The sequence below is a fragment of the Aeoliella sp. genome, from assembly GCF_965227375.1.
GTDB lineage: Bacteria > Planctomycetota > Planctomycetia > Pirellulales > Lacipirellulaceae > Aeoliella.
Genome location: NZ_CBDDFX010000001.1, coordinates 1,003,449 through 1,022,271 on the forward strand (window position 1 = coordinate 1,003,449; position 18,823 = coordinate 1,022,271).

The 18,823-nt window shown below is 60.6% G+C and carries 18 protein-coding genes, 1 tRNA gene and 1 pseudogene; 7 read left to right on the forward strand and 13 right to left on the reverse strand.

What is annotated here, in order from left to right; translation table 11 throughout:
• Positions 1-32 precede the first annotated feature (32 nt).
• The 8 genes from scpA to ACQK2L_RS04075 all read right to left on the reverse strand — a co-directional run bounded on the left by scpA (position 33) and on the right by ACQK2L_RS04075 (position 9,832).
• Positions 33-2,216, reverse strand: a complete 2,184-nt coding sequence (scpA, locus tag ACQK2L_RS04040) for a methylmalonyl-CoA mutase (RefSeq protein ID WP_425395650.1) — start codon at positions 2,214-2,216, stop codon at positions 33-35.
• Positions 2,213-4,315, reverse strand: a complete 2,103-nt coding sequence (locus ACQK2L_RS04045; RefSeq protein WP_425395651.1) for a methylmalonyl-CoA mutase family protein — start codon at positions 4,313-4,315, stop codon at positions 2,213-2,215. Before ACQK2L_RS04045 ends, scpA begins: the two co-directional genes overlap by 4 nt.
• A gap of 24 nt (positions 4,316-4,339) precedes the next feature.
• Positions 4,340-4,750: a methylmalonyl-CoA epimerase gene (gene mce / locus ACQK2L_RS04050; RefSeq protein WP_425395652.1), complete on the reverse strand. Its 411-nt coding sequence runs from the start codon at positions 4,748-4,750 to the stop codon at positions 4,340-4,342.
• Positions 4,751-4,763: 13 nt separating this feature from the next.
• Positions 4,764-6,260 (reverse strand): AarF/UbiB family protein, encoded by a 1,497-nt coding sequence (locus tag ACQK2L_RS04055; protein ID WP_425395653.1) that lies wholly within the window; start codon positions 6,258-6,260, stop codon positions 4,764-4,766.
• A gap of 39 nt (positions 6,261-6,299) precedes the next feature.
• Entirely contained in the window at positions 6,300-7,406 is a 1,107-nt protein-coding gene (locus tag ACQK2L_RS04060; RefSeq protein ID WP_425395654.1) for an alpha/beta fold hydrolase, read from the reverse strand.
• A 20-nt stretch (positions 7,407-7,426) separates the two neighbouring features.
• Positions 7,427-7,774, reverse strand: a complete 348-nt coding sequence (locus tag ACQK2L_RS04065; RefSeq protein WP_425395655.1) for a hypothetical protein — start codon at positions 7,772-7,774, stop codon at positions 7,427-7,429.
• A gap of 28 nt (positions 7,775-7,802) precedes the next feature.
• On the reverse strand, positions 7,803-8,546 hold the full coding sequence (locus ACQK2L_RS04070; RefSeq protein ID WP_425395656.1) for a 3-oxoacyl-ACP reductase family protein: 744 nt from the start codon (positions 8,544-8,546) through the stop codon (positions 7,803-7,805).
• Positions 8,547-8,650: 104 nt separating this feature from the next.
• Positions 8,651-9,832 (reverse strand): acetyl-CoA C-acyltransferase family protein, encoded by a 1,182-nt coding sequence (locus tag ACQK2L_RS04075; protein ID WP_425395657.1) that lies wholly within the window; start codon positions 9,830-9,832, stop codon positions 8,651-8,653.
• Positions 9,833-10,255: 423 nt separating this feature from the next.
• Here ACQK2L_RS04075 and ACQK2L_RS04080 point away from each other — a divergent pair, with 423 nt between their 5' ends.
• Together ACQK2L_RS04080 and ACQK2L_RS04085 are read left to right on the forward strand one after the other, a co-directional pair.
• Positions 10,256-10,723 carry a CBS domain-containing protein gene (locus tag ACQK2L_RS04080; RefSeq protein ID WP_425395658.1) on the forward strand — a complete coding sequence of 156 codons (468 nt, stop codon included), beginning with the start codon at positions 10,256-10,258 and terminating at the stop codon, positions 10,721-10,723.
• 2 nt (positions 10,724-10,725) lie between these two features.
• Positions 10,726-11,217: a CBS domain-containing protein gene (locus ACQK2L_RS04085; protein WP_425395659.1), complete on the forward strand. Its 492-nt coding sequence runs from the start codon at positions 10,726-10,728 to the stop codon at positions 11,215-11,217.
• Positions 11,218-11,219: 2 nt separating this feature from the next.
• Here ACQK2L_RS04085 and ACQK2L_RS04090 read toward each other — a convergent pair whose 3' ends face one another.
• The 5 genes from ACQK2L_RS04090 to ACQK2L_RS04110 form a co-directional block, all read right to left on the reverse strand.
• The gene (locus tag ACQK2L_RS04090) at positions 11,220-11,561 is read right to left on the reverse strand and encodes an ArsR/SmtB family transcription factor (protein WP_425395660.1); all 342 of its coding nucleotides are present in this window, start codon (positions 11,559-11,561) and stop codon (positions 11,220-11,222) included.
• A gap of 100 nt (positions 11,562-11,661) precedes the next feature.
• Entirely contained in the window at positions 11,662-12,243 is a 582-nt protein-coding gene (locus tag ACQK2L_RS04095) for a thioredoxin family protein (protein WP_425395661.1), read from the reverse strand.
• Positions 12,244-12,366: 123 nt separating this feature from the next.
• A complete protein-coding gene (locus tag ACQK2L_RS04100) occupies positions 12,367-13,551 on the reverse strand; it encodes an iron-containing alcohol dehydrogenase (protein WP_425395662.1) in 1,185 nt (394 codons plus the stop codon).
• Positions 13,552-13,839: 288 nt separating this feature from the next.
• Positions 13,840-13,913: transfer RNA gene (locus tag ACQK2L_RS04105), tRNA-Ile, on the reverse strand.
• Between the two features lie 81 nt (positions 13,914-13,994).
• Positions 13,995-15,833: a cation:proton antiporter gene (locus ACQK2L_RS04110; protein WP_425395663.1), complete on the reverse strand. Its 1,839-nt coding sequence runs from the start codon at positions 15,831-15,833 to the stop codon at positions 13,995-13,997.
• 423 nt (positions 15,834-16,256) lie between these two features.
• Here ACQK2L_RS04110 and ACQK2L_RS04115 point away from each other — a divergent pair.
• The 5 genes and pseudogenes from ACQK2L_RS04115 to rpmA all read left to right on the forward strand — a co-directional run.
• Positions 16,257-16,316: pseudogene (locus ACQK2L_RS04115) on the forward strand (hypothetical protein); the annotation flags it as partial.
• 52 nt (positions 16,317-16,368) lie between these two features.
• Complete coding sequence (locus tag ACQK2L_RS04120; RefSeq protein WP_425397440.1) at positions 16,369-16,914, forward strand: hypothetical protein; 546 nt, start codon at positions 16,369-16,371, stop codon at positions 16,912-16,914.
• On the forward strand, positions 16,875-17,174 hold the full coding sequence (locus tag ACQK2L_RS04125; RefSeq protein ID WP_425397413.1) for a hypothetical protein: 300 nt from the start codon (positions 16,875-16,877) through the stop codon (positions 17,172-17,174). Before ACQK2L_RS04120 ends, ACQK2L_RS04125 begins: the two co-directional genes overlap by 40 nt.
• A 266-nt stretch (positions 17,175-17,440) precedes the next feature.
• Positions 17,441-18,397: a hypothetical protein gene (locus ACQK2L_RS04130; protein ID WP_425395664.1), complete on the forward strand. Its 957-nt coding sequence runs from the start codon at positions 17,441-17,443 to the stop codon at positions 18,395-18,397.
• Between the two features lie 121 nt (positions 18,398-18,518).
• Positions 18,519-18,767, forward strand: coding sequence for a 50S ribosomal protein L27 (gene rpmA, locus ACQK2L_RS04135; protein WP_425395665.1), 249 nt, complete (start codon positions 18,519-18,521; stop codon positions 18,765-18,767).
• The last annotated feature ends 56 nt before the right edge of the window (positions 18,768-18,823 follow it).

Genomic DNA, 18,823 nt, shown 5'->3' on the forward strand with positions numbered 1-18,823 from the left:
CTCAGTACATTCGATGGCGTTTAGGCAACCTCTTACGACAGGCTGAACTCCAGCCTCTCGGCCAGGTCCTTCAGTAGCTGCGCCGCCGCTTCGCCGATCACGGTGCCGGGACCAAACACGGCCACCGCTCCCGCTTTTCGCAAAGCGTCGTAGTCCTCGGGGGGAATCACACCGCCGACAACAATCATGATGTCGTCGCGGCCCAGCTTCGCCAGTTCGTCGCGCAGCTCGGGCACCAGCGTCAGGTGCCCTGCCGCCAATGAACTGACGCCCACAATGTGCACGTCGTTCTCCACCGCGTGGCGAGCGGTCTCCGCCGCGGTGCGGAATAGCGGGCCGATGTCCACGTCGAAACCAAGATCGGCAAACGCACTGGCGATCACCTTCTGGCCGCGGTCGTGACCGTCCTGACCCATCTTGGCGATCAGAATGCGGGGCCGGCGACCATCTTGCTTCTCGAAGGCCTGGACCAGTTCGCGTACTTCGTTGGCGTGTGCTTTGTCACCCACTTCGTTACCATAAACTCCACGTACCGATTGCACCGGTGCTTCGTACCGGCCGTAAACGTCTTCCAGTGCGCTGGATATTTCGCCCACGGTGGCCATCGACCGCGCCGCGTCGACTGCCAATTCTAGCAGATTGCCGCTGCCGTCTTTGGCTGCATTCCGCAAAGCATTGAGCGTTGCTTCGACCTTCGCCTGGTCGCGCTCTTCCCGCAGCTTCTTGATGCTGGCGATTTGCTGCTGGCGGACCGACGTGTTGTCGACGTGCAGCACCTTCAGCAATTCCTCGTCCTTCGGGCGGTACTTGTTCACGCCGATCACGGTTTGCTGCCCCGAGTCGATGCGCGCCTGGGTCCGCACGGCGGCTTCTTCGATGCGCATCTTGGGGATGCCCGCCTGGATGGCCTTGGTCATGCCGCCCAGTTCTTCGACCTCCAGGATGTGCTGCCAGGCTCGGTCGGCCAGATCTCGTGTGAGCCGCTCCACGTAGTAGCTACCGCCCCAGGGGTCGACCACGTCGCACGTGTCGGTCTCCTGTTGCAGAAACAACTGCGTGTTGCGGGCGATGCGGGCCGAGAAGTCGCTCGGCAGCGCGAGCGCTTCGTCCAGCGCGTTGGTGTGTAGCGACTGCGTGTGGCCGTGCGTGGCCGCCATCGCTTCCACGCATGTGCGAATCACGTTGTTGTAAACATCCTGAGCGGTGAGACTCCAGCCGCTGGTTTGGCTGTGCGTCCGCAAGCTCATGCTCTTGGCGTTCTTGGGGTCGAACTGCTTAATGAGCTTCGCCCAGATCATGCGACCCGCCCGCATCTTGGCGACTTCCATGAAGTAATTCATGCCGATCGCCCAGAAGAACGACAGTCGTGGTGCAAACGCATCGACCTCCAGGCCGGCCTTCTGTCCCGTGCGAACGTACTCGAGCCCGTCGGCCAGCGTGTAAGCCAGCTCCAGGTCGGCGGTCGCGCCGGCTTCCTGCATGTGGTAGCCGCTGATGCTGATGCTGTTGAACTTCGGCATCTTCTCGCTGGTGTAGCGGAAGATGTCGGCGATGATGCGGATCGACGACTCGGGAGGATAGATATACGTGTTACGAACCATGAACTCCTTGAGGATGTCGTTCTGGATCGTGCCGGCTAGTTGCTCCGGCTTCACGCCCTGCTCTTCCGCGGCCACGATGTACAGCGCCATGATCGGCAGCACCGCGCCATTCATGGTCATCGACACGCTCATGCGGTCGAGCGGAATGCCATCGAACAGCGTCCGCATATCGTAAATGCTGTCGATCGCCACACCGGCCATACCGACGTCGCCCGACACGCGGGGGTGATCGGAGTCGTAACCACGGTGTGTCGACAGGTCGAACGCGATGCTCAGGCCCATCTGACCCGCGGCCAGGTTGCGGCGATAGAACGCGTTGGAGTCCTTCGCAGTCGAGAACCCCGCGTACTGGCGGATAGTCCAGGGCCGCATCGTATACATCGTGGAGTAAGGTCCACGCAAAAACGGCGGCATACCCGGCATCGTGTTCAGGTGCTCGAGACCCTCCAGGTCTTTGGCCGAATACAACGGCTGCACCGGGATCTGCTCGGGAGTTTGCCACGTCAGGTCGGCCGCTTCGGCGCCGGCGGCGTGGTGCCACCTGTCGTACGTGCCCGGCGTGGCCGGTTTTTCCGTGAACGGAACCTCGGCAAAGTTAGGGACCTGACTACTCATTGCAATACTCCTTCCTCGCGAAGCAAGTCCCGCAGTGTGCTGAGAACATCGCACTTGATGAAGATAAATCGATCGACGCCAGCGGCGCGCCAAGCGCTTTCGTTCTCGCCCGGGTTGCCGGCCAGCACCACGGTGCGAGCACCAGCCGCTTTAAGCTTGGCAGCTGTGTCAGGCACCAATTCGGGGTACAGTTTGTCGGACGAACAGATAACCGCCACCTTGGCTCCCGACTCAGTCAATGCCGCCGCGGCGGCATCGGCATCCGCGAAGCCGTTGTTGGTGAGCGCCTCGAAGCCGCCGGCCTCGAAGAAGTTCTTCGAAAACGTCGCCCGCGCGGTGTGATGGGCAATCGGTCCCATGTTCGCCAGCAGTACCTTGGGACGCGAGCCCTTTTCCTCTAGCCACTTGTCGCTGGCGTCGCGGAGCGCCTCGAACGGTTCGGCGAAGGGATGCGGCGCGATCGGCGTGAGGGTGGTTTCGGTTTCGCCGAAGCCCAGCCCGCTGGCCAGTTGACCAACGGATGCTCCGGCTGCCGCCGCCTCGACAGCCGCAGCCATCTTTTCACCGCCCTTCAAATCGCCGACCGCCTCGGCCGCACAGCGAGCTGTGGCCAATCGCTGCGCCGCTTGCGCTCGCAATGCGGCGCGGTCGGGTGCTTCGCGAGTGACTGGTTCTTCGGTCAGGTTGGGGAACTCGCTGATGCCGGTGATGCCTTCCTTACGGCTGGCGATCGCTTTGGCACGCGGGGCAAACGCCGACTCGATCTGTTCGGCAACCCAACCACTTTGAACTACCGCGAGCATGCCACCTTGTCGCTCGATCTCCTGCAGCTGATTCCAGGCTTGCTTAGCCAGTTCGTTGGACAGCCAATCCATGTACCAGCTTCCGCCTGCAGGATCGACCACGCGGTGCAGATGCGACTCGTCTTGCAACACATGCAGCGTGTTGCGGGCGATCCGCCGACTGGTGGCATCGGGCAAGCCGGTCGCCACGTCGTACGGTTCGGAGGTGATCACCTCGGCGCCGCCGAGGCTTCCGGCGAACACGGCCACCGTATTCCGCAACAGGTTGACGTAGGGGTCGCGGGCGGTGAGCACTCGCTTGCTCACGCGGGTATGCAGCCGCATTGCTCCGGCTTCGGGGTCACCGCCGCTGGCTTCGACCACACGCGCCCACAGGCTTCGTGCCGCTCGCAGCTTGGCGATGCTAAGGAAATGATGTGTCCCCACGCTCATGCTGAACAGCATCTGACGGGCAGCTGCCGAGATGTCCATGCCGGCGGCCGTCATCGCACGCAGGTACTCGATACCGGTTGCCATGCTGAACGCGATGTCCTGCACGGCCGTCGCGCCGGCGTGATGGTAGGCCGCCGTGCCTACGCGCACCGCCGTGACGTTGGGATAGTTGGTGCTCGTCCACTTCGCCAAGTCGGCCATCAAGCCGAGTGCGGCTTCAGGCGAGGACGGCAGTTGACCGTCTCGCGCCAGCACGGCCAGCGGATCGGCGTTGAACGCTCCGCGGGCTTCCTCTGGCAACACACCGCGGAGTCGCCACAGTGCTGCCAACTGAGCCGCAGCTGGCAGGAACGCAGCCCCGGCTTCCAAGGCAACGCCCACCAGTGGCAGTTGCACCTTGGCAAGCACCGCGTCGAGGTCGTTCACATGGTAAGCGGTTACTCCGTCGCGTGCTGCGAGTTCTTCGGCCACGGTGGCATCGGCGTCGTGGCCACTTCGCGCGGCGCAGTCGAGCCGCAGCAGGATCGACGTGACTCCGCCTTCCAAGTCGGCCAGAATTGCCTGATTGGTGGTCGCCAAGTCGGGATGCGTGTACTCCTGACGCAAATCCCAACCTGTCTCGGCAACGCCCAACGGCTTCGAGCCGCGTAGGTAGAACGGAAGACCGGGGAAGCCGGTCGGGTCTCCTTCGGACGACCAATCGCGCGAAGTGTACACAGGCTGGAGATCGACTCCTTCGAAGGTTCGCGTAATCAGCTTCTTCTCGAAGGGAGCACCCTTGAGGTCTTTTTCCACCACCTCGCGCCACGCTTCGTACGCAACGGGGGGAAAATCCTTCTTGATATTCAGTTCGGTGTCGAGCATGATTCCACCGTTATCCTCTATTGGCTACGAAGCAGGTTCGCACAGTTCGGTCAGCACGCCGTGCGTGCTTTTGGGATGCGCGAAAGCGATCTTCATGTTGTGGGCGCCAAGGCGTGGCGTTTCGTCAATCATCCGCAGGCCGGACTCTTTAAGATCGGCGATTCGCGCCTCAATATCATCGACGGTAAATGCCAAGTGGTGAAGCCCCTCGCCGCGGCTCTCCAAGAATTTGGCAATCGGGCTGGCGGGGTCGGTCGGCTCGAGCAACTCGAGGCGAACGTCGCCTACCTTGAAGAAGCCAACCTTTACCTTTTGTGTCGGAACTTCCTCGTAGCACTCGAACTCCGCGCCTAAAGCGCCTTCGTAGAACGGGCGCTGCTCGTCGATCGAACGTACCGCAATCCCAACATGATTCAGAGACTTTACTGGTTCCACTGTTTACTCCTATTTAGTTATTGGTGCTGCAGGATTGCTGAGTCGCGGATAAATGGTCGCTGATTTGACTCAGCCAGAACCTGGCTGCCGCGTGGGGCATTTCCATCAAGCACCTTGCTAGGTCGAAATTGGAAAGTCGTGTGGCAAACCCTCGCCAATGCGGCAGGGCAAACCATCGTTGTGGCCACTCGGCGATGAACTGCTGTAGGAAGTTCTGCAACAACACACTGTCGAGACGCTCGGCATCGATGTGCAGGTCGTGTAGCACGCCGTCTAAAGTATGCAGCGTCTTACGGAACAACAACAGGTCGGGCCCCAGTCGCAAACTCGCCTCCTGATAGGCTCGATCTAGCATCCCTACCATCCAGTTGAGCCCGGGCAAGACTCCCCGACCGATTTGACGTATCGACTCTTCCGCAACCGCTTGCAGCTTCTCCCGGTCGCCAACACTCGTCGCCACCCGCTCAAGCGCTTCGACCACCGTCGCCGGATCAAGCATCACGCCGGCCAGCACCACTTGCACTAGGGCGACTCGTTGCTCCTCGGTCAACCGGCCCACCAGGCTCCAATCGAGTATTCCGAGTCGCCCTTGGTCAGTTTGCATCAAGTTGCCAGCGTGGGGGTCGCAGTGAAACAGCATTTCGCTGTCACGCGAGAACATCGGCTTCGCAATTAACATCTCCACAGCTACCGCTGCGATCGAGCGACGAGCATCGACGTCGTCGAGCGCATGATCGGTCACCTTCTCACCCGGCAACCACTCCATGGCGGTCACGCGCGGAGTGCAGTGCTTGTACAGAGCGGGGATATGCACCCGCGGCTCGTCGCTATACAACCGGCTGGCCGCCCGCAAGTTCTGCTGCTCCTGGTCCAGGCGGACTTCCCATTGCAGTTTGTCGCGCACCTGGTCGAAGGTCTCCTGGTAGTCGAGCGCAGGGATGCCGAGTTCCTCACACCGCTGGTCCAGGTGCGCACCAACTTGGGCGGCAAGGTCTAGCTCCTCGGCGAGCCGCTGCTCAATGCCGGGCTTCAGCAGTTTGAATACGCCGCGCTCGGCGCTTCTGCCACCCGCCTGGTTGTAACCAACCACCACGGCCACGCTGGCCTCGGCGATGGCGGGTTCCACCAGCTCGACGCCAAGTCGCTCGAGCGGACCAAGCTCGCTGCGTAGCACGGCGACAATCGTCGAGTGGTCGACCGAAGGTGGCAGCGATTCGAGTTGTTGCAGTTGCGTCCGCAGTTCGGGAGCGAGCATCGGATCGCGAGCCAAGACCTGCCCCAGTTTATGCAACACGGGACAGCTCTTCGCCAGCACTGCCAGCCGCTGAGAGATATCAACGGTCGCTGGCAGTGCCGCCTGCTCAGCCAGGATGGTGTTCTGGCGATCCTCGGCAAGGCCCTCTAAGAACACCACCAGGGCATCCGCTACCGGCCGAGCGAATTTTACATATTCGTCGGGCAGTACGGATGCTAGGGCATCCTCGTCGATGATCAAACTCCATTGCACCATCGTTAAACTCGATGACGTTCAATACGCAAGATCGAATTCTCATTCGGATCGATTGGCTAGCCACGCTTCGATGTGGGGCCAAGTATTCTTCTCGGCGCCACGCCCTGCCATGATTCCAATATGCCCACCACGGACACGGAACACTTCTTTGTCCTCGCTGCCAACCTTGTCCATGATTCCCTCCGACTGGCACGGCGGAGTGATGTGGTCGGACTCGGCGATGACATTCAGCAGACTCGCTCGCAGCTGGCTGAGGTCCACCTGCTCCCCACGAATCTTCAGGGTGCCTTCGATCAACCGGTTCTCCTTGTAGAACTCGCTGATCAACTGCTGATAGGCCGCACCCGACATGGGGATGATGTCGCGAACCCAAGTGTTCATCGCATGCCACGCCTCGGTGGCCGAGGGGTTATCGATGTTGTCCCACAGCATCACGTAGCTGCCGATGTAGTTTTCCACCGGCTTGAGCATCTTAGCGCCACTGTCGATCATCTCCCCAGGCACGTTGCCGAGCTTCTGCACGATCGTGTCGGGGTTGAATCGTTCGCTCTTGGTCCAACGTGTGAAGGCTCCTTCAGTGCGCTCAGAGAAATCGAGCGGCGCGGTCAGGAGTATCAGGTTCTTCAAGCCATCGTCGGGTCGCAGTGAAGAGTATAGCGTGGAGATCAGTGCACCCAGGCACCAACCGAGCATGCTGAACTCGTCGCAGCCGGATTGCGATTTGAGCTTGCGCACGACGCGTGGCAGGTACTCCAGCGCGTAGTCGTCGAACTTCAAGTTCTTGTCCTCGGGACCGGGAGCACCCCAATCCAGCAAGTACAGCTCGTACCCTTTCTCCAGCATATACTCCACGAAGCTATGCCCAGGGCGCAGGTCGAGTACGTGCGGCCGGTTCATGATGGCGAACACCATCAACAGCGGCACTCTTTTGCGTTGCGACTCCGGTACGGTGGGGATGTAGTGGTAAAGCTTCGCCTTGTTGAGTGTCCAGACCAGTTCCCTGGGAGTTTGCGCGATCTTGGCGTCGGTGGTCAGGAAGCGATTGAACTTTTGCGCGCGCTCCATCTGTTCGTGCCACAGGTTGCAGACGTCGAAGAACGTCGGCGCAGCGGTACCAGCCGCCGGGTCGTCGGTGGTCGTGTTCATGACGTATCCTCTTCGTTGGGTTAGTTGCCAGAGTTGCGACAAGCGGACAGCACTTCGTCCAGTTTGGCGTCCATGTCGTCCAGTCGCATCTCGATGTTCGTGATCCGTTCGGCCAGTCGCGTGACATCGTCGCGAGACGGTAAATTCAGACTCGCGAGCGTGTTGGTCATGGCGTCGTCGAGCACCTTGCGGAAGGGGCCCGAGCTGGTAAGCCAGGCGTCGAGCATGGCCCCACTGGCATCCGCGTAGGCATCGGTGTTGACCACATCGACCATCACCTTGGCCCACGCATCCATGCCGGCGTTGCGCACGTCCTTAAACATGCCAGTGGGATCAAACGGATTAAAAGCTTCGTTGTTGGAACTCATGGTCGGTCTCTTTCGACAGAATTCACGATTACATGTAGGCGCCGCCGTTGACGTTAATCTGCTGCCCGGTGATGTAGTCGCCGTCGGCCACCAGGAACAGGGCGGCCTTGGCGATTTCCTCCGGGTGAGCGTAGCGCCCCATTGGTATTTTAGCTTTGATTTGTGCTTGAATCACATCGGGAACGGCTGCAAACATATCGGTTTCGGTGTAACCCGGAGCGATGCAGTTCACCGTGATTCCGCAGCGGACCAACTCTGCAGCAGCCGTGCGGGTAAAGGCAATAATGCCGCCCTTACTAGCGCTATAATTCGCCTGTCCCATGGCGGGCACCTGGCCGTTCATGGAGCTGACGTTGACGATCCGTCCATAACTTTGATTGGTCATAATCGGTATGGCTGCCGACGTGCAGAAGAAACAACCGTTAAGGTTGGTTGATACCACTTCTACCCACTGCTCATCGGTCATTCGCGGCAGCAAACTGTCGCGAGTGATGCCTGCGTTGTTGACCAGTATGTCCAGATGTCCGAATTGGTCGGCAACTTTCTGCACCATGCCGCGAGCTTCCTGCGAGTTGCCAATGTTGGCTTGCACCAGCATGCACTCGCCGCCCATGGCTGCGATTTCGTCTGCCACTTCCTGGGCCTTTTGCTCGTTGCTCGAGTAATTGATGGCAACCTTGGCGCCTTCGCGAGCAAGCTCCAACGCAATCGCCCGCCCAATGCCACGCGAAGCGCCGGTCACCAGCGCTGTTCTTCCGTCGACCCTACCCATGGCCAATCTCCTATACGAAACCGTTCTGATTAGTGGTGTGGTTTATGCATCTCTTGCCGCAGACGCGGTCCACACTGCACGGCGTCTGCGGCTGCGAGTGACTACTAAGCGTGCTCGAAGATGGCTGCGATTCCCTGGCCACCGCCGATGCACATCGACACCAAGGCACGCTTGCCGCCGGTGCGATTCAACTCGTACAACGCCTTGATGGCCAAGATGGCGCCGGTGGCTCCGATGGGATGTCCCAGCGAAATGCCACTGCCATTCGGGTTGGTCCGATCCATCGGCAGGTCCAACTCGCGGACCACGGCCAGCGCTTGCGCCGCGAAGGCTTCGTTGATCTCGAATACGTCGATGTCGTCGTAGCCGAAGCCGGTCTTCTCCAACAGCTTGCGGACAGCCGGCACCGGGCCGATGCCCATGTACTTCGGATCGACCCCGGCGTACGCGTAGTCGATCAGCCGTCCAATCGGCTTCAGGCCGTGAGTGTCGGCGTACTCCTTGTCGGTGAGCACCACCGCTGCTGCGGCGTCGTTAATACTCGAGGCATTGCCCGGAGTGACGGATCCTTCGGGATCGAACACCGTGGGCAGTCGCCCCAGTTTCTCGACCGTCACTCCGTGACGCACGGTTTCGTCTACCTCGAATGGCACCGTCTCGCGCTTCGCCTTGATCATTACGGGCGTGATCTGGGCCTTGAAGTAACCATGGTCGATCGCCTCGCCTGCGCGGCGATGGCTCTCCACCGCCAAGGCGTCCTGATCCTCGCGCGAGATGCCGTACTTCTTGGCAACGTTCTCGGCGGTTACGCCCATGTGGCAGTTGTCGAACGGATCGGACAACGCGCCGACCATGGCGTCCACCATGGTGGTGTCGTTCATCCGTGCACCAAACCGCATGGCCGGTGAGAAGTAGGGCGAGCGGCTCATGTTTTCCGCTCCGCCAGCGACGGTCACTTCAGCGTCGCCCAGCATGATGGTCTGTGCGGCGGTGATGATTGCCTGCAGACCGCTGCCGCACAGGCGGTTGAGGGTCAAAGCAGGTGCTTCGTAAGGCACTCCGCCGTTGACTGCCGCCACCCGAGCTAGGTAGTGGTCGTGGACGTCGGTGTGAATGATGTTGCCGAACACAACATGACCAACATCGAGCGGATCGATGCCGGATCGCTTAACGGCTTCCTTCACACAAACCGCACCAAGTTCTGAAGGAGGTGTGTCTTTGAGGCTGCCACCATAACCGCCAATAGCGGTGCGTACCCCGCTGAGAACGACGATCTCGCGTCCCATTTTAATTCCTCCTGATATAGAGTTCGCCAGGAATGTAAGACTAGAAAGAGCAATGGCGGTAACGCTAAGCATTTCACGTGCCAGAAAGTGGATGAATAAAGTTGCCTTAAGTGCACACTTCAGGGACTGCTGGCGGCCGCCCAATGTGCGGTTCCGCACAAACGACTACGCGGTGCCGTTCAGAACAGCACACCTGTGCCTCGAAGCGCACACCAATTGGCTGCGTGGGAGTGAAGAACATGCACCCTCTAGAGTCGCCGCTGCTTGCCAATCCCTGGCTGCTTGGTAGTTTGGAGCAAGCGGGACGACCGATTGCGAGCTAGCAGCAGGCGGTCGGTACGCGGTTCGCAATACTCCCCACACTCGTCAACTGAGCACACCTGCGCAATTCGCGGATGTGGATACCTCGAAACAGGAAGTGATATGGGACTTCACCAGAACATGACCGACGAGCCGGTCAGCCGGCTCGAACTTCGCCAGCCACCGCTATGTGGTCCAACCGATAGCATTCGCGCTGCGGTGGAGCGGATGCGAGAGAAGCATCTGGGATGCGTGATTGTCGTCGACGACGATCAAAAACCGCTTGGACTGTTTGCCGAGAGCATGCTCACCCAGTTGCTGGCCGACGATCCCACACAGGTGGACGATCCGGTCAGCAAGCACATGGCCAATCCATGGCCGTGCGTTCGCGATACCGACACGATTGCCCTGGTACTCGAGGCGATGCAAATGAAGAACGTCCGGTTCATCGGGGTGTTGGACGAGGATGGCAAAGTCATTGGTCTCACCGGGCAGAAAGGCTTGATGGAGTACGTGTCTGAACATTTCCCACAGCAGATCATGGTGCAGCGTGTGGGAAGCCCGCCCCCGGCCGAGAGAGAAGGAGCCTAAGCATGTCGCCCAGACACCACTCCGACGAGTTTCAGGATCCGCTGGAAAACTACGATCCCAAACAATACGACGACCCGCTGGAAGAAGCGCTCGCCACGCAACCCGTTTCCGCCATCCAGGCGACTCCGTATTCAGGTATTGCGCCCGATGCGCCGATACACGAAGCCATCAACCAACTGGCGGGGCTTCAGATCGCTTGCTTGCTGGTTGAAGAAGACCAGAAACTGGTAGGCGTGTTCTCCGATCGCGACGCGCTGGACAAGGTGGCGCTCGAATACGACACCATGAAGGACCGCCCGGTGCGCGACGTGATGACCACGAACCCCGTGTTTGTGTACGATTCCGATTCGTCGTCGGCCGTGCTAACCGTGATGGCGGTGCATGGCTTTCGCCACGTGCCGGTGGTCAACTCGTCCGATGGCAAGATCATCGGCATTGTCAGCCCGCACCGTGTGACAGGATTCCTGCAGTCGTACTTCGACAACAAGGATTGAAGCTACTTGCCTGGCTGAAAGCGGCTCTCGATGCAATCGAGAATGTTCTCCAGGTGCGGCTCCGCGACGCGGTAATAGACGCGTCGACCTTCGCGCTCGCTGGTGAAGAACCCGCATCGCTGCATCAAGCGAAGGTGCTCCGAGGCCACGTTCTCCAACACACCGCAATCCTCCGCCAACTCGCCCACCGTGTAGCGATCGTGAAGCAGCAGTTGCACCATGCGGATGCGCACCGGGTGCGCGAGTGTCTTCAGGCAGTCTGCGGCTTGACCGAGCTCCTCGAGGTCGAGGTTCTTCAGCCGTCGCCGCTTAGTGGTGCCGGCAGTGGATTTCGAAGTGGCCATAGTTTCTCTCCGGCACGCAATGTATCGACTCCTCTCGACATGTCAATGTCGATTGCACGGCCGCGCGTCTCGCGTGCGCCCCGCGACGCGGTCGACCGCTCTACCGCTGCACGCCTGATGCCCGCGTGGTTGGATAGGGTCTAACAGGTGCGGATGGCGCGGTGGGCGTGGCACGTGCCGTTTCCGCCGCGATCGCCGAAAGTCGCTGCTGCTCTGCCTGCTGAAGCACTGGCCACATGCGTTTCGCGAGTTCCTGCGGCGGAACGAATCCCTCGACTCGACCAATCAGCTTGTTCTGCGGAGAGATGATCAACGTGGTGGGATAGGCTCTCACTCCAAGCTTCTGTGCCACCTCCGGTGTACGCGAAGCGTTGAACGTCACCGGCTCGGCGTACGCCGCCACGCCGGCTGCGACCTGCGGGTGGGAGAGCGTCTCCTGCAGCATCTTCTTGCAGTACAAGCAATTGTCCGAGGTAACGTATAAGAACATCGGGCGACCACTCGCCTGCGAGGCCCTCCACGCCTGATCGAGGTTGGCATGGTGGAACAGCGAAGGAGTTGTTTGGACGCGAGCATTGCTTGGTGCAAACGGAGCGGCCGGCCGAGGTTCGGCCGCCGGTTGTTGAGCTCCCGTTACGCAACAAACGGACGCGAGAATTGCCGTCAGGAAGAATCGTAGCATCGAAGATCCTCTCAACGAAGTGACTGGGGGAATACAGGAGCTAGCAATCGCCGCAGCGACCGGTCGCTACTCTATATATCGTCACCTTGCGAGATGTGGATTAATCGAAATCGACAAGCGGGCCTACGCTTCGACGTTACCTTCGTGGTCGAATCGGGCGAGTAGAATGCCGACGATATCGTCTGGCGTAGCAGGTCGAGGGTTGTTTCGCAGCCGCTCGGGATTGAATTTCCTGGCATGCTCTGCCGCTTTGTAGTCCGCCGGCAGTGCAAGCTCCGCCACGCTCGCGGCTCCTCCGACCGAGCGAATCAGCAATACCAGCTCTCGGGCGATGGCTTCGACCGTGCTGCACTGAAATACGGACGACAGCTCTTTTAAGCAATGTTCAGCGTCACCTGCCTGCGCAGAAGCTTGCTGATAGTTGAACAGCAGCGAGGCTGGCAAAGTGGCCGCTGCCGCCATTCCGTGGGGTACGCGGTACCGTGCGGTGATCATGTAGGAGAGTGCATGACAAATGGTCGTGGTGCTGCGGTTGATGGCCTGCCCCGCCAAGTGCGAAGCCAGGCAAAGCGCCGCCTGGGCGTCCGCGTCGCCCTGCATCACGGCTGGATGCAGATTAGGCACCACCAAACGAAGGGACTCCGATGCAAACAAACGCGACTTGTCGTCGCCGCGCCGAGACCATAGCGATTCGATCGCCTGGCACAATACATCCAACCCCGCAGCCGCCGCCACCTTCCGAGGCACCGAGGCAATCAAAGTAGGATCAACGATAGACAAGGTCGGGCGCAGACTAGCGTGACTTATGGAGTGTTTTTCTCCGTCCACGAAGAGCACCGCGAAGTGCGTGGCTTCGCTGCCTGAGCCAGCGGTGGTGGGCACGGCGATGATGGGAATGGAATTCGCCTCGTAATCTCCGCCGGCCATCGACGCCATTGACCTGTCGTTTGAAGCGCGAAGCGCGATCAGCTTGGCCGCATCCAGCGTCGCACCACCGCCGACCGCGACCACACAATCGATCTTTCCCTCGCGGCATTGCTGCCCATAGCGGTCTACATCCTCCGGGGCGAGCGGTGTGCCGACATCGAGCACTGTACAAGGATCGCTGTCCGACAGAGCAATGGTCAGTTCGTCATCGATATTCGTCGCCGCTGTAGCTGCCGGATCTCGCACCAACAACGGGCGACGCGCACAGAGTCGATCCAGCTGAGCGCGCAGACAACGGCACGCCCCTTCGCCGAACTCTGTTTGTGTGAGCGAAAGTTTCTGTAGAAGTTCGCTGGCAACTGGCACGACTGGTGGGCTCATCGGTACTGCGTATGGAAGTTATCGCGATCGGTTTCACCTCAAGGATAGGCGTTCTTTCGAGATCGCACCACTACACCTCCGCGCACGCCCTGAGAAACTTGCTGCGGCAGCGGGCGATCTAAACCAAGCAGATAAAGTGAAGAAGTGGATCGATGCCAGAGCCAAGCTGGAGAGTTGCAGAAGCGAAAGAGGTCGTGGATTGGCAAGGAGTCCGACGAATTGGCCAGCACGAGAGAGAACGGTGACCAATCTGGTTAGTAGATTCGGTGATACTTGCCGTTTGTTTAGTAGTCCGGGAGGGACTCGAACCCCCGACCAAGGGATTATGAGTCCCCTGCTCTAACCGACTGAGCTACCGGACCAGGTTGTTGCCTTCGCGAGGCTGGTAGAGTTCCTATTATACGTATCCCGGCGGGGAGTCGCGAGGGCTTGGGAATCTGTTGCTAAAGAGACTCGCTGCTCGTCGCAGGTTCGGGGGGGACCAGGGCGATGAGCTTGTCGCCGGCTTTGGGTTCGTATTTGCTGTCGGCCGCGATCACTCTCAGGCTTTCTTCCAGTGGCACGACGAACATCAGGATCGATTGCTCGCCGTATTTTTCGCGGAAGTGCTCGATCGTAAAATCCTTGCTGAGCGTGGTCTTCTTCATAATGAAGCCCTTGTTGTATCGCTCGCGGATTTTGTCTTCGGTCAGTTCGTCGTCGAACAGAATACGCCCGCGCAAGTGGGTGGGGACACGCTGATGGCGTTGGCTGGACTCCTGGTGCGGCGCACATTGGTAAACGTTTGCACTGCCAAACTGCTCGGCGAATTCGCTGGCGGCCAAAGTGTTCACTTCGTCGTTGGGCGTCATCGCTAAGAGCCGTCCGAAGTCGCCCAGGTCGGTTTCCTCGTGAACGAAATCGCTGCCGATGCTCGCGTAGCAGACCGGCAGGCCGTCCATCCGGGCCAGGGAAATGTTCTCTGGGTTGGTGTCGACCAACAGGGTGCTGATGCCTTCGTTGTGCAGCGCGCGGGCGACCTCGCGCACTAGCGGCGATGCGCCTGCGAACAGCACGCCTTGCGGGTTTTCGCGCGACAAACCCAAGTACCGCGCCACGGGGCCGAGAGAAAGACCGTAAATCGTCACCGTGCCAACCACTACCAGGAACGTGACTAACACAAATTTCTCTCCCTCCGCAGCCATCTCAGGTCGGGCCTGGCTGATGCCGATGGTGAACAGCGTGGCGACGGCCGCGGCGACGATACCACGCGGATGGATCCACGAGAGGAACAGCCGCTCCTTGCGCGTGAGTTCACTGCCCCAAGTGGACAAGAACACGGCAGCCGGGCGGACCACCAGCACCAACACCAACACCAGGGCGATGCCTCCCCAGCCGATGTCGCGCAGTTGATCCATCGTGGGATGGATGCGGGAAGCCAGCACAATGAATAATACCGACAGCAGCAATACTCGCAGGTTCTCTTTGAACTCGATGACGTGCTTAATCGTCACGTTGTGCTGATTGGCCAGGTACATGCCCAGTACGGTCACCGTGACCAGCCCCGACTCCGGCTGCAGGTAGTTGGAGAACGAGAACAGCAGCAGGACGATCGCCAGGACAACGGGGTTCTGCAGATAGTCGGGCACCAGGTACCGCCGCATCATCTCGCGGACCAGCCAACCGGAAAGGAGACCCAGCCCCAAACCGATGGCGATGGTCAATCCCAGGGCGACCATGGTGCCATGGGCCACGCCGTCAGGCATGGGATGGGCGACCACCTCGTAAACCAACGCGGCTAGCACAGCGCCGATGGGGTCGTTGATGATGCCTTCCCACTTCACCAGCGAGCCGAGTTTGCGCTCGGGTCGCACCTGGCGCAACAGAGGCAGGATGACCGTGGGACCGCTGACCGTAAGCAGCGCGCCCAACAGAATCGACATGGGCCACGAGAAATTAACCAAGTAGTGAGCCGCAAACGCCGTGAGTACCGCGGTGGTCAGCAGCCCGATGGAAACCAACTGTAGCACGACGTTGGATGTGTCGCGGATCTCCCGGAAGCGTAGATTCAGTCCGCCTTCGAACAGGATGACGCCTACCGACAGGGATACCACCGGGAACAGGATCTCACTGTCGATGTACTTCTCGGGGCTGCCAACCAGGTATCCCCAACCAAAGCCCAGGAATAACAGCAACACGATCGCTGGGATCTTCAGTCGCCAGGCAAGCCATTGCGCGGCGATGCCGAGCCCCAGTACGGCGGCCATGTAGAGCGAGGTATCGAGGTCAAAGGGTAGCTGCATGCGGGGAGGGTGGGGTTCTGACAGGGGATGGTAGAGCCCCCATCTTAGAGCTAGCTATCCGGTTGGGGGAGTGGAGATAGGAGACAATGGGGAGTGCTATCGTTCGTTTTTTCCGCACTTGCCGATACTAGCCCGATTCTGTGGGGTTTGTTCTCTCGTGACCAAGATCGCTCGAGCACTTCTTGGCAGCGGCTGGCAATGATTCGTACGAGTTGTGCGAATATCTAGAGCTTAGTCAAACGAGTCTTTTCGGCTTGACGAAATGCTAAAAGACAAGCCGCGCGTCCACTGAATTCACCAAGGAGAGAGATGATGAAACGGCTACTTTGGCTGGCACCGTTGGGCGTGATGATCGCCTGCCCTGTGCTGGCTCAACCAGGCGGCGGGGCCCCCGAAGGACGTGGGCCACGAAATGCCGAGCGAATGCAACAAATGCTCGATCGCTTTGACGAAGATGGCGATGGCCGTTTGAGTCGCGAAGAGCGAGAGGCGGCATGGAAGGCTCGCGCCGAGGCACGCGGCAATCGAGACGGCGATGCACCGCGCGGCCCACGCGCAGCTCGCGATGGCGACCGACCTCGCGGACCACGCGCAGAGCGTGATGGTGATCGACCACGCGGCCCACGGGCAGAGCGTGACGGTGATCGTCCACGCGGCCCACGTGCAGAGCGTGATGGCGATCGTCCACGCGGTCCTCGTGCAGAGCGTGATGGTGATCGTCCACGCGGTCCCAGAGACGCGGATGCAAAGCCTGGTGACCGTCCCGAGCGCAACGCCCGCGGGTCTCGCGAAGGACGTGGCGGCCGCGGCTTTGGTGGCCCGGCCCGAGATGGCCAGGCTCGCCGCGGTGGTCCTGGGGATCGAGGTCGCGGACGTGGCGACGCGCCTGAGGCGCGCGGTCGTCGCGGAGGCCCACCACGGGATGGCGAAGCGCGACGCGGCGGACCGGGCGAAGGCCGTGGTCCTGGTCGCGGTGGTCCTCCCGGAGTCGGGCGTGGTGATCGAGCCGGTGGACCTGGCGGCCCACCCAGCGCCGACGCCATGTTTGATCGCTTGGATCGTGACGACGATGGCTCGTTGAGCAAAGAAGAGTTCGCCGTGGTGCAACGCATCATGCGTCGCATGGGCCCCAGCTTTGGCCGAGGTCCTGGCGCCGCTGGTCCGCGTGGTTTCGGCGGCCCGCCACGCGATGGCGATCGTCCCGCTGGTCCTCGAGCGGACCGCGATGACGACGACCGACCAAGTCGCGGCGAAGCACGTCGCGGCGGCCGTGGATTCGGGCCCCCCGGTGCGCGGGGCCGCGGTTTCGGCCGTCCCGAATCCGACGATGACGACGATTGACGATCATTCGATGTCGAGTGTTCCGTTCTCATTGCCCCGAGCTGGGTTGCGACCCGGCTCGGGGCGATTCTATTTCGGGCCGCCGCTGGGAGGCCGTTTTTGCCGTTTGTGACGGTCGATTCGGCTAGCAGCGTCTATCGGTGGGGAAGTTTGCCCAGAGCGCAGCGAGCAAATATAATGGCGAGTGGAACACCCACGAGCCAGAGGCCGGTCTCGGTCTTGTCACCTTCGTCCATTGCCCGTCCCCGCACCGAGTATCGCCCACCATGCACCGCCTCGTCGCACTGCTGCTTACCGCCACGTCCATGCTGTTAGTGGTCGAATCCACGTTCGGCCAAGCTCCGACGCGCGAGCCACGCGTTTTCGCTCGTGGTGTGCTGACAACCATCGAGCCAGAGCTGCAGCCGGAAGAGACCTTCAGTCACCAGCCGATGATCGAGATCTCGTCGAACAAGGCGCTCGATTGGCAACCCGCGACGGTGCCAAAAACTCGCACGCTCTTCAGCAAAGCGGAGAACGTCACCTTCACAAACGAAGTGTGGGGACTCGACTTCACGTTTAAGCCGCTGCGAATGATCACCGTCGACGTCCCGGGGCGCGATGGTCGTGTCGAGCGTAAACTGTTGTGGTACATGGTGTACAACGTTGCCAACCGCGGCGAGCGAATTCGCCCGGTGAAAGACGAGCTCGGCGATTTTACTGCCGAGCCAGCCGATCCAAAACCGGTGCAGTTCCTGCCCCACTTCGTGCTGGAAGGTCAGGACCTCAACCGCAATGGCCAGAAGATCTACAAGGCGTATCTCGACCGCGTGATTCCGTCGGTCGTCGAGACCATCCGTCAACGCGAAGTGCCAGGGCGCGAGCTGCTGGACAACGCGGAGATCGCCGCCAAGCCGATTGAGGTGAGCACCGAAGAGCAGGACAACAGCGTCTGGGGCGTTGCCATCTGGGAGCAGGTAGACCCCGAGATGGACTTTCTGTCGATCTTCGTCGGCGGTTTGACCAACGCCCACATTTGGGCCGACACGCCGGGCGAGTTCCGCCCTGGCGACCCGGCGGGCAAAGGCCGCCATATCGCCGCTAAAACGCTGCAGCTCAACTTCTGGCGGCCCGGCGACGAGTTTCTCGAGAGCGAGCGGGAAATCCGCTACGGTGTAGCCCCTGGAAAGGCGTCGCTATACGGCGTCGAGGAGGGGGTTGCTCATCAGTGGACCTTCCGGTAGGATTTCCAGGCTCGGAGGGGTGCCCCAGCGGCTGCCCTCTGATAGTCCCCTACAACTACCGAAGCTGGCGTGCGGAGTACCGCGCCGCTGGCGTCTTACTCCGCAGTGGAGGTCCCAAGCGATGGCACATAAAAAAGGTCAAGGCTCGAGCCGCAACGGACGCGATTCCAACGCTCAACGCCGCGGCGTGAAGCGGTTCGGCGGCCAGGAAGTCACCGCCGGCAGCATTATCGTCCGACAGCTCGGCAACAAGTTCCATCCCGGCACCGGCGTGGGACAGGGTAAGGACTTCACACTGTTCGCCCTGATCGATGGTCAGGTGAAGTTCGACCAGGAAGGTCGCCGCGTGAATGTGGTGTCGGCCAACTAGACGCCACCGACTCGCTGAAACCGAATACACTGCAAGGGACGCCCAGTGCGTCCCTT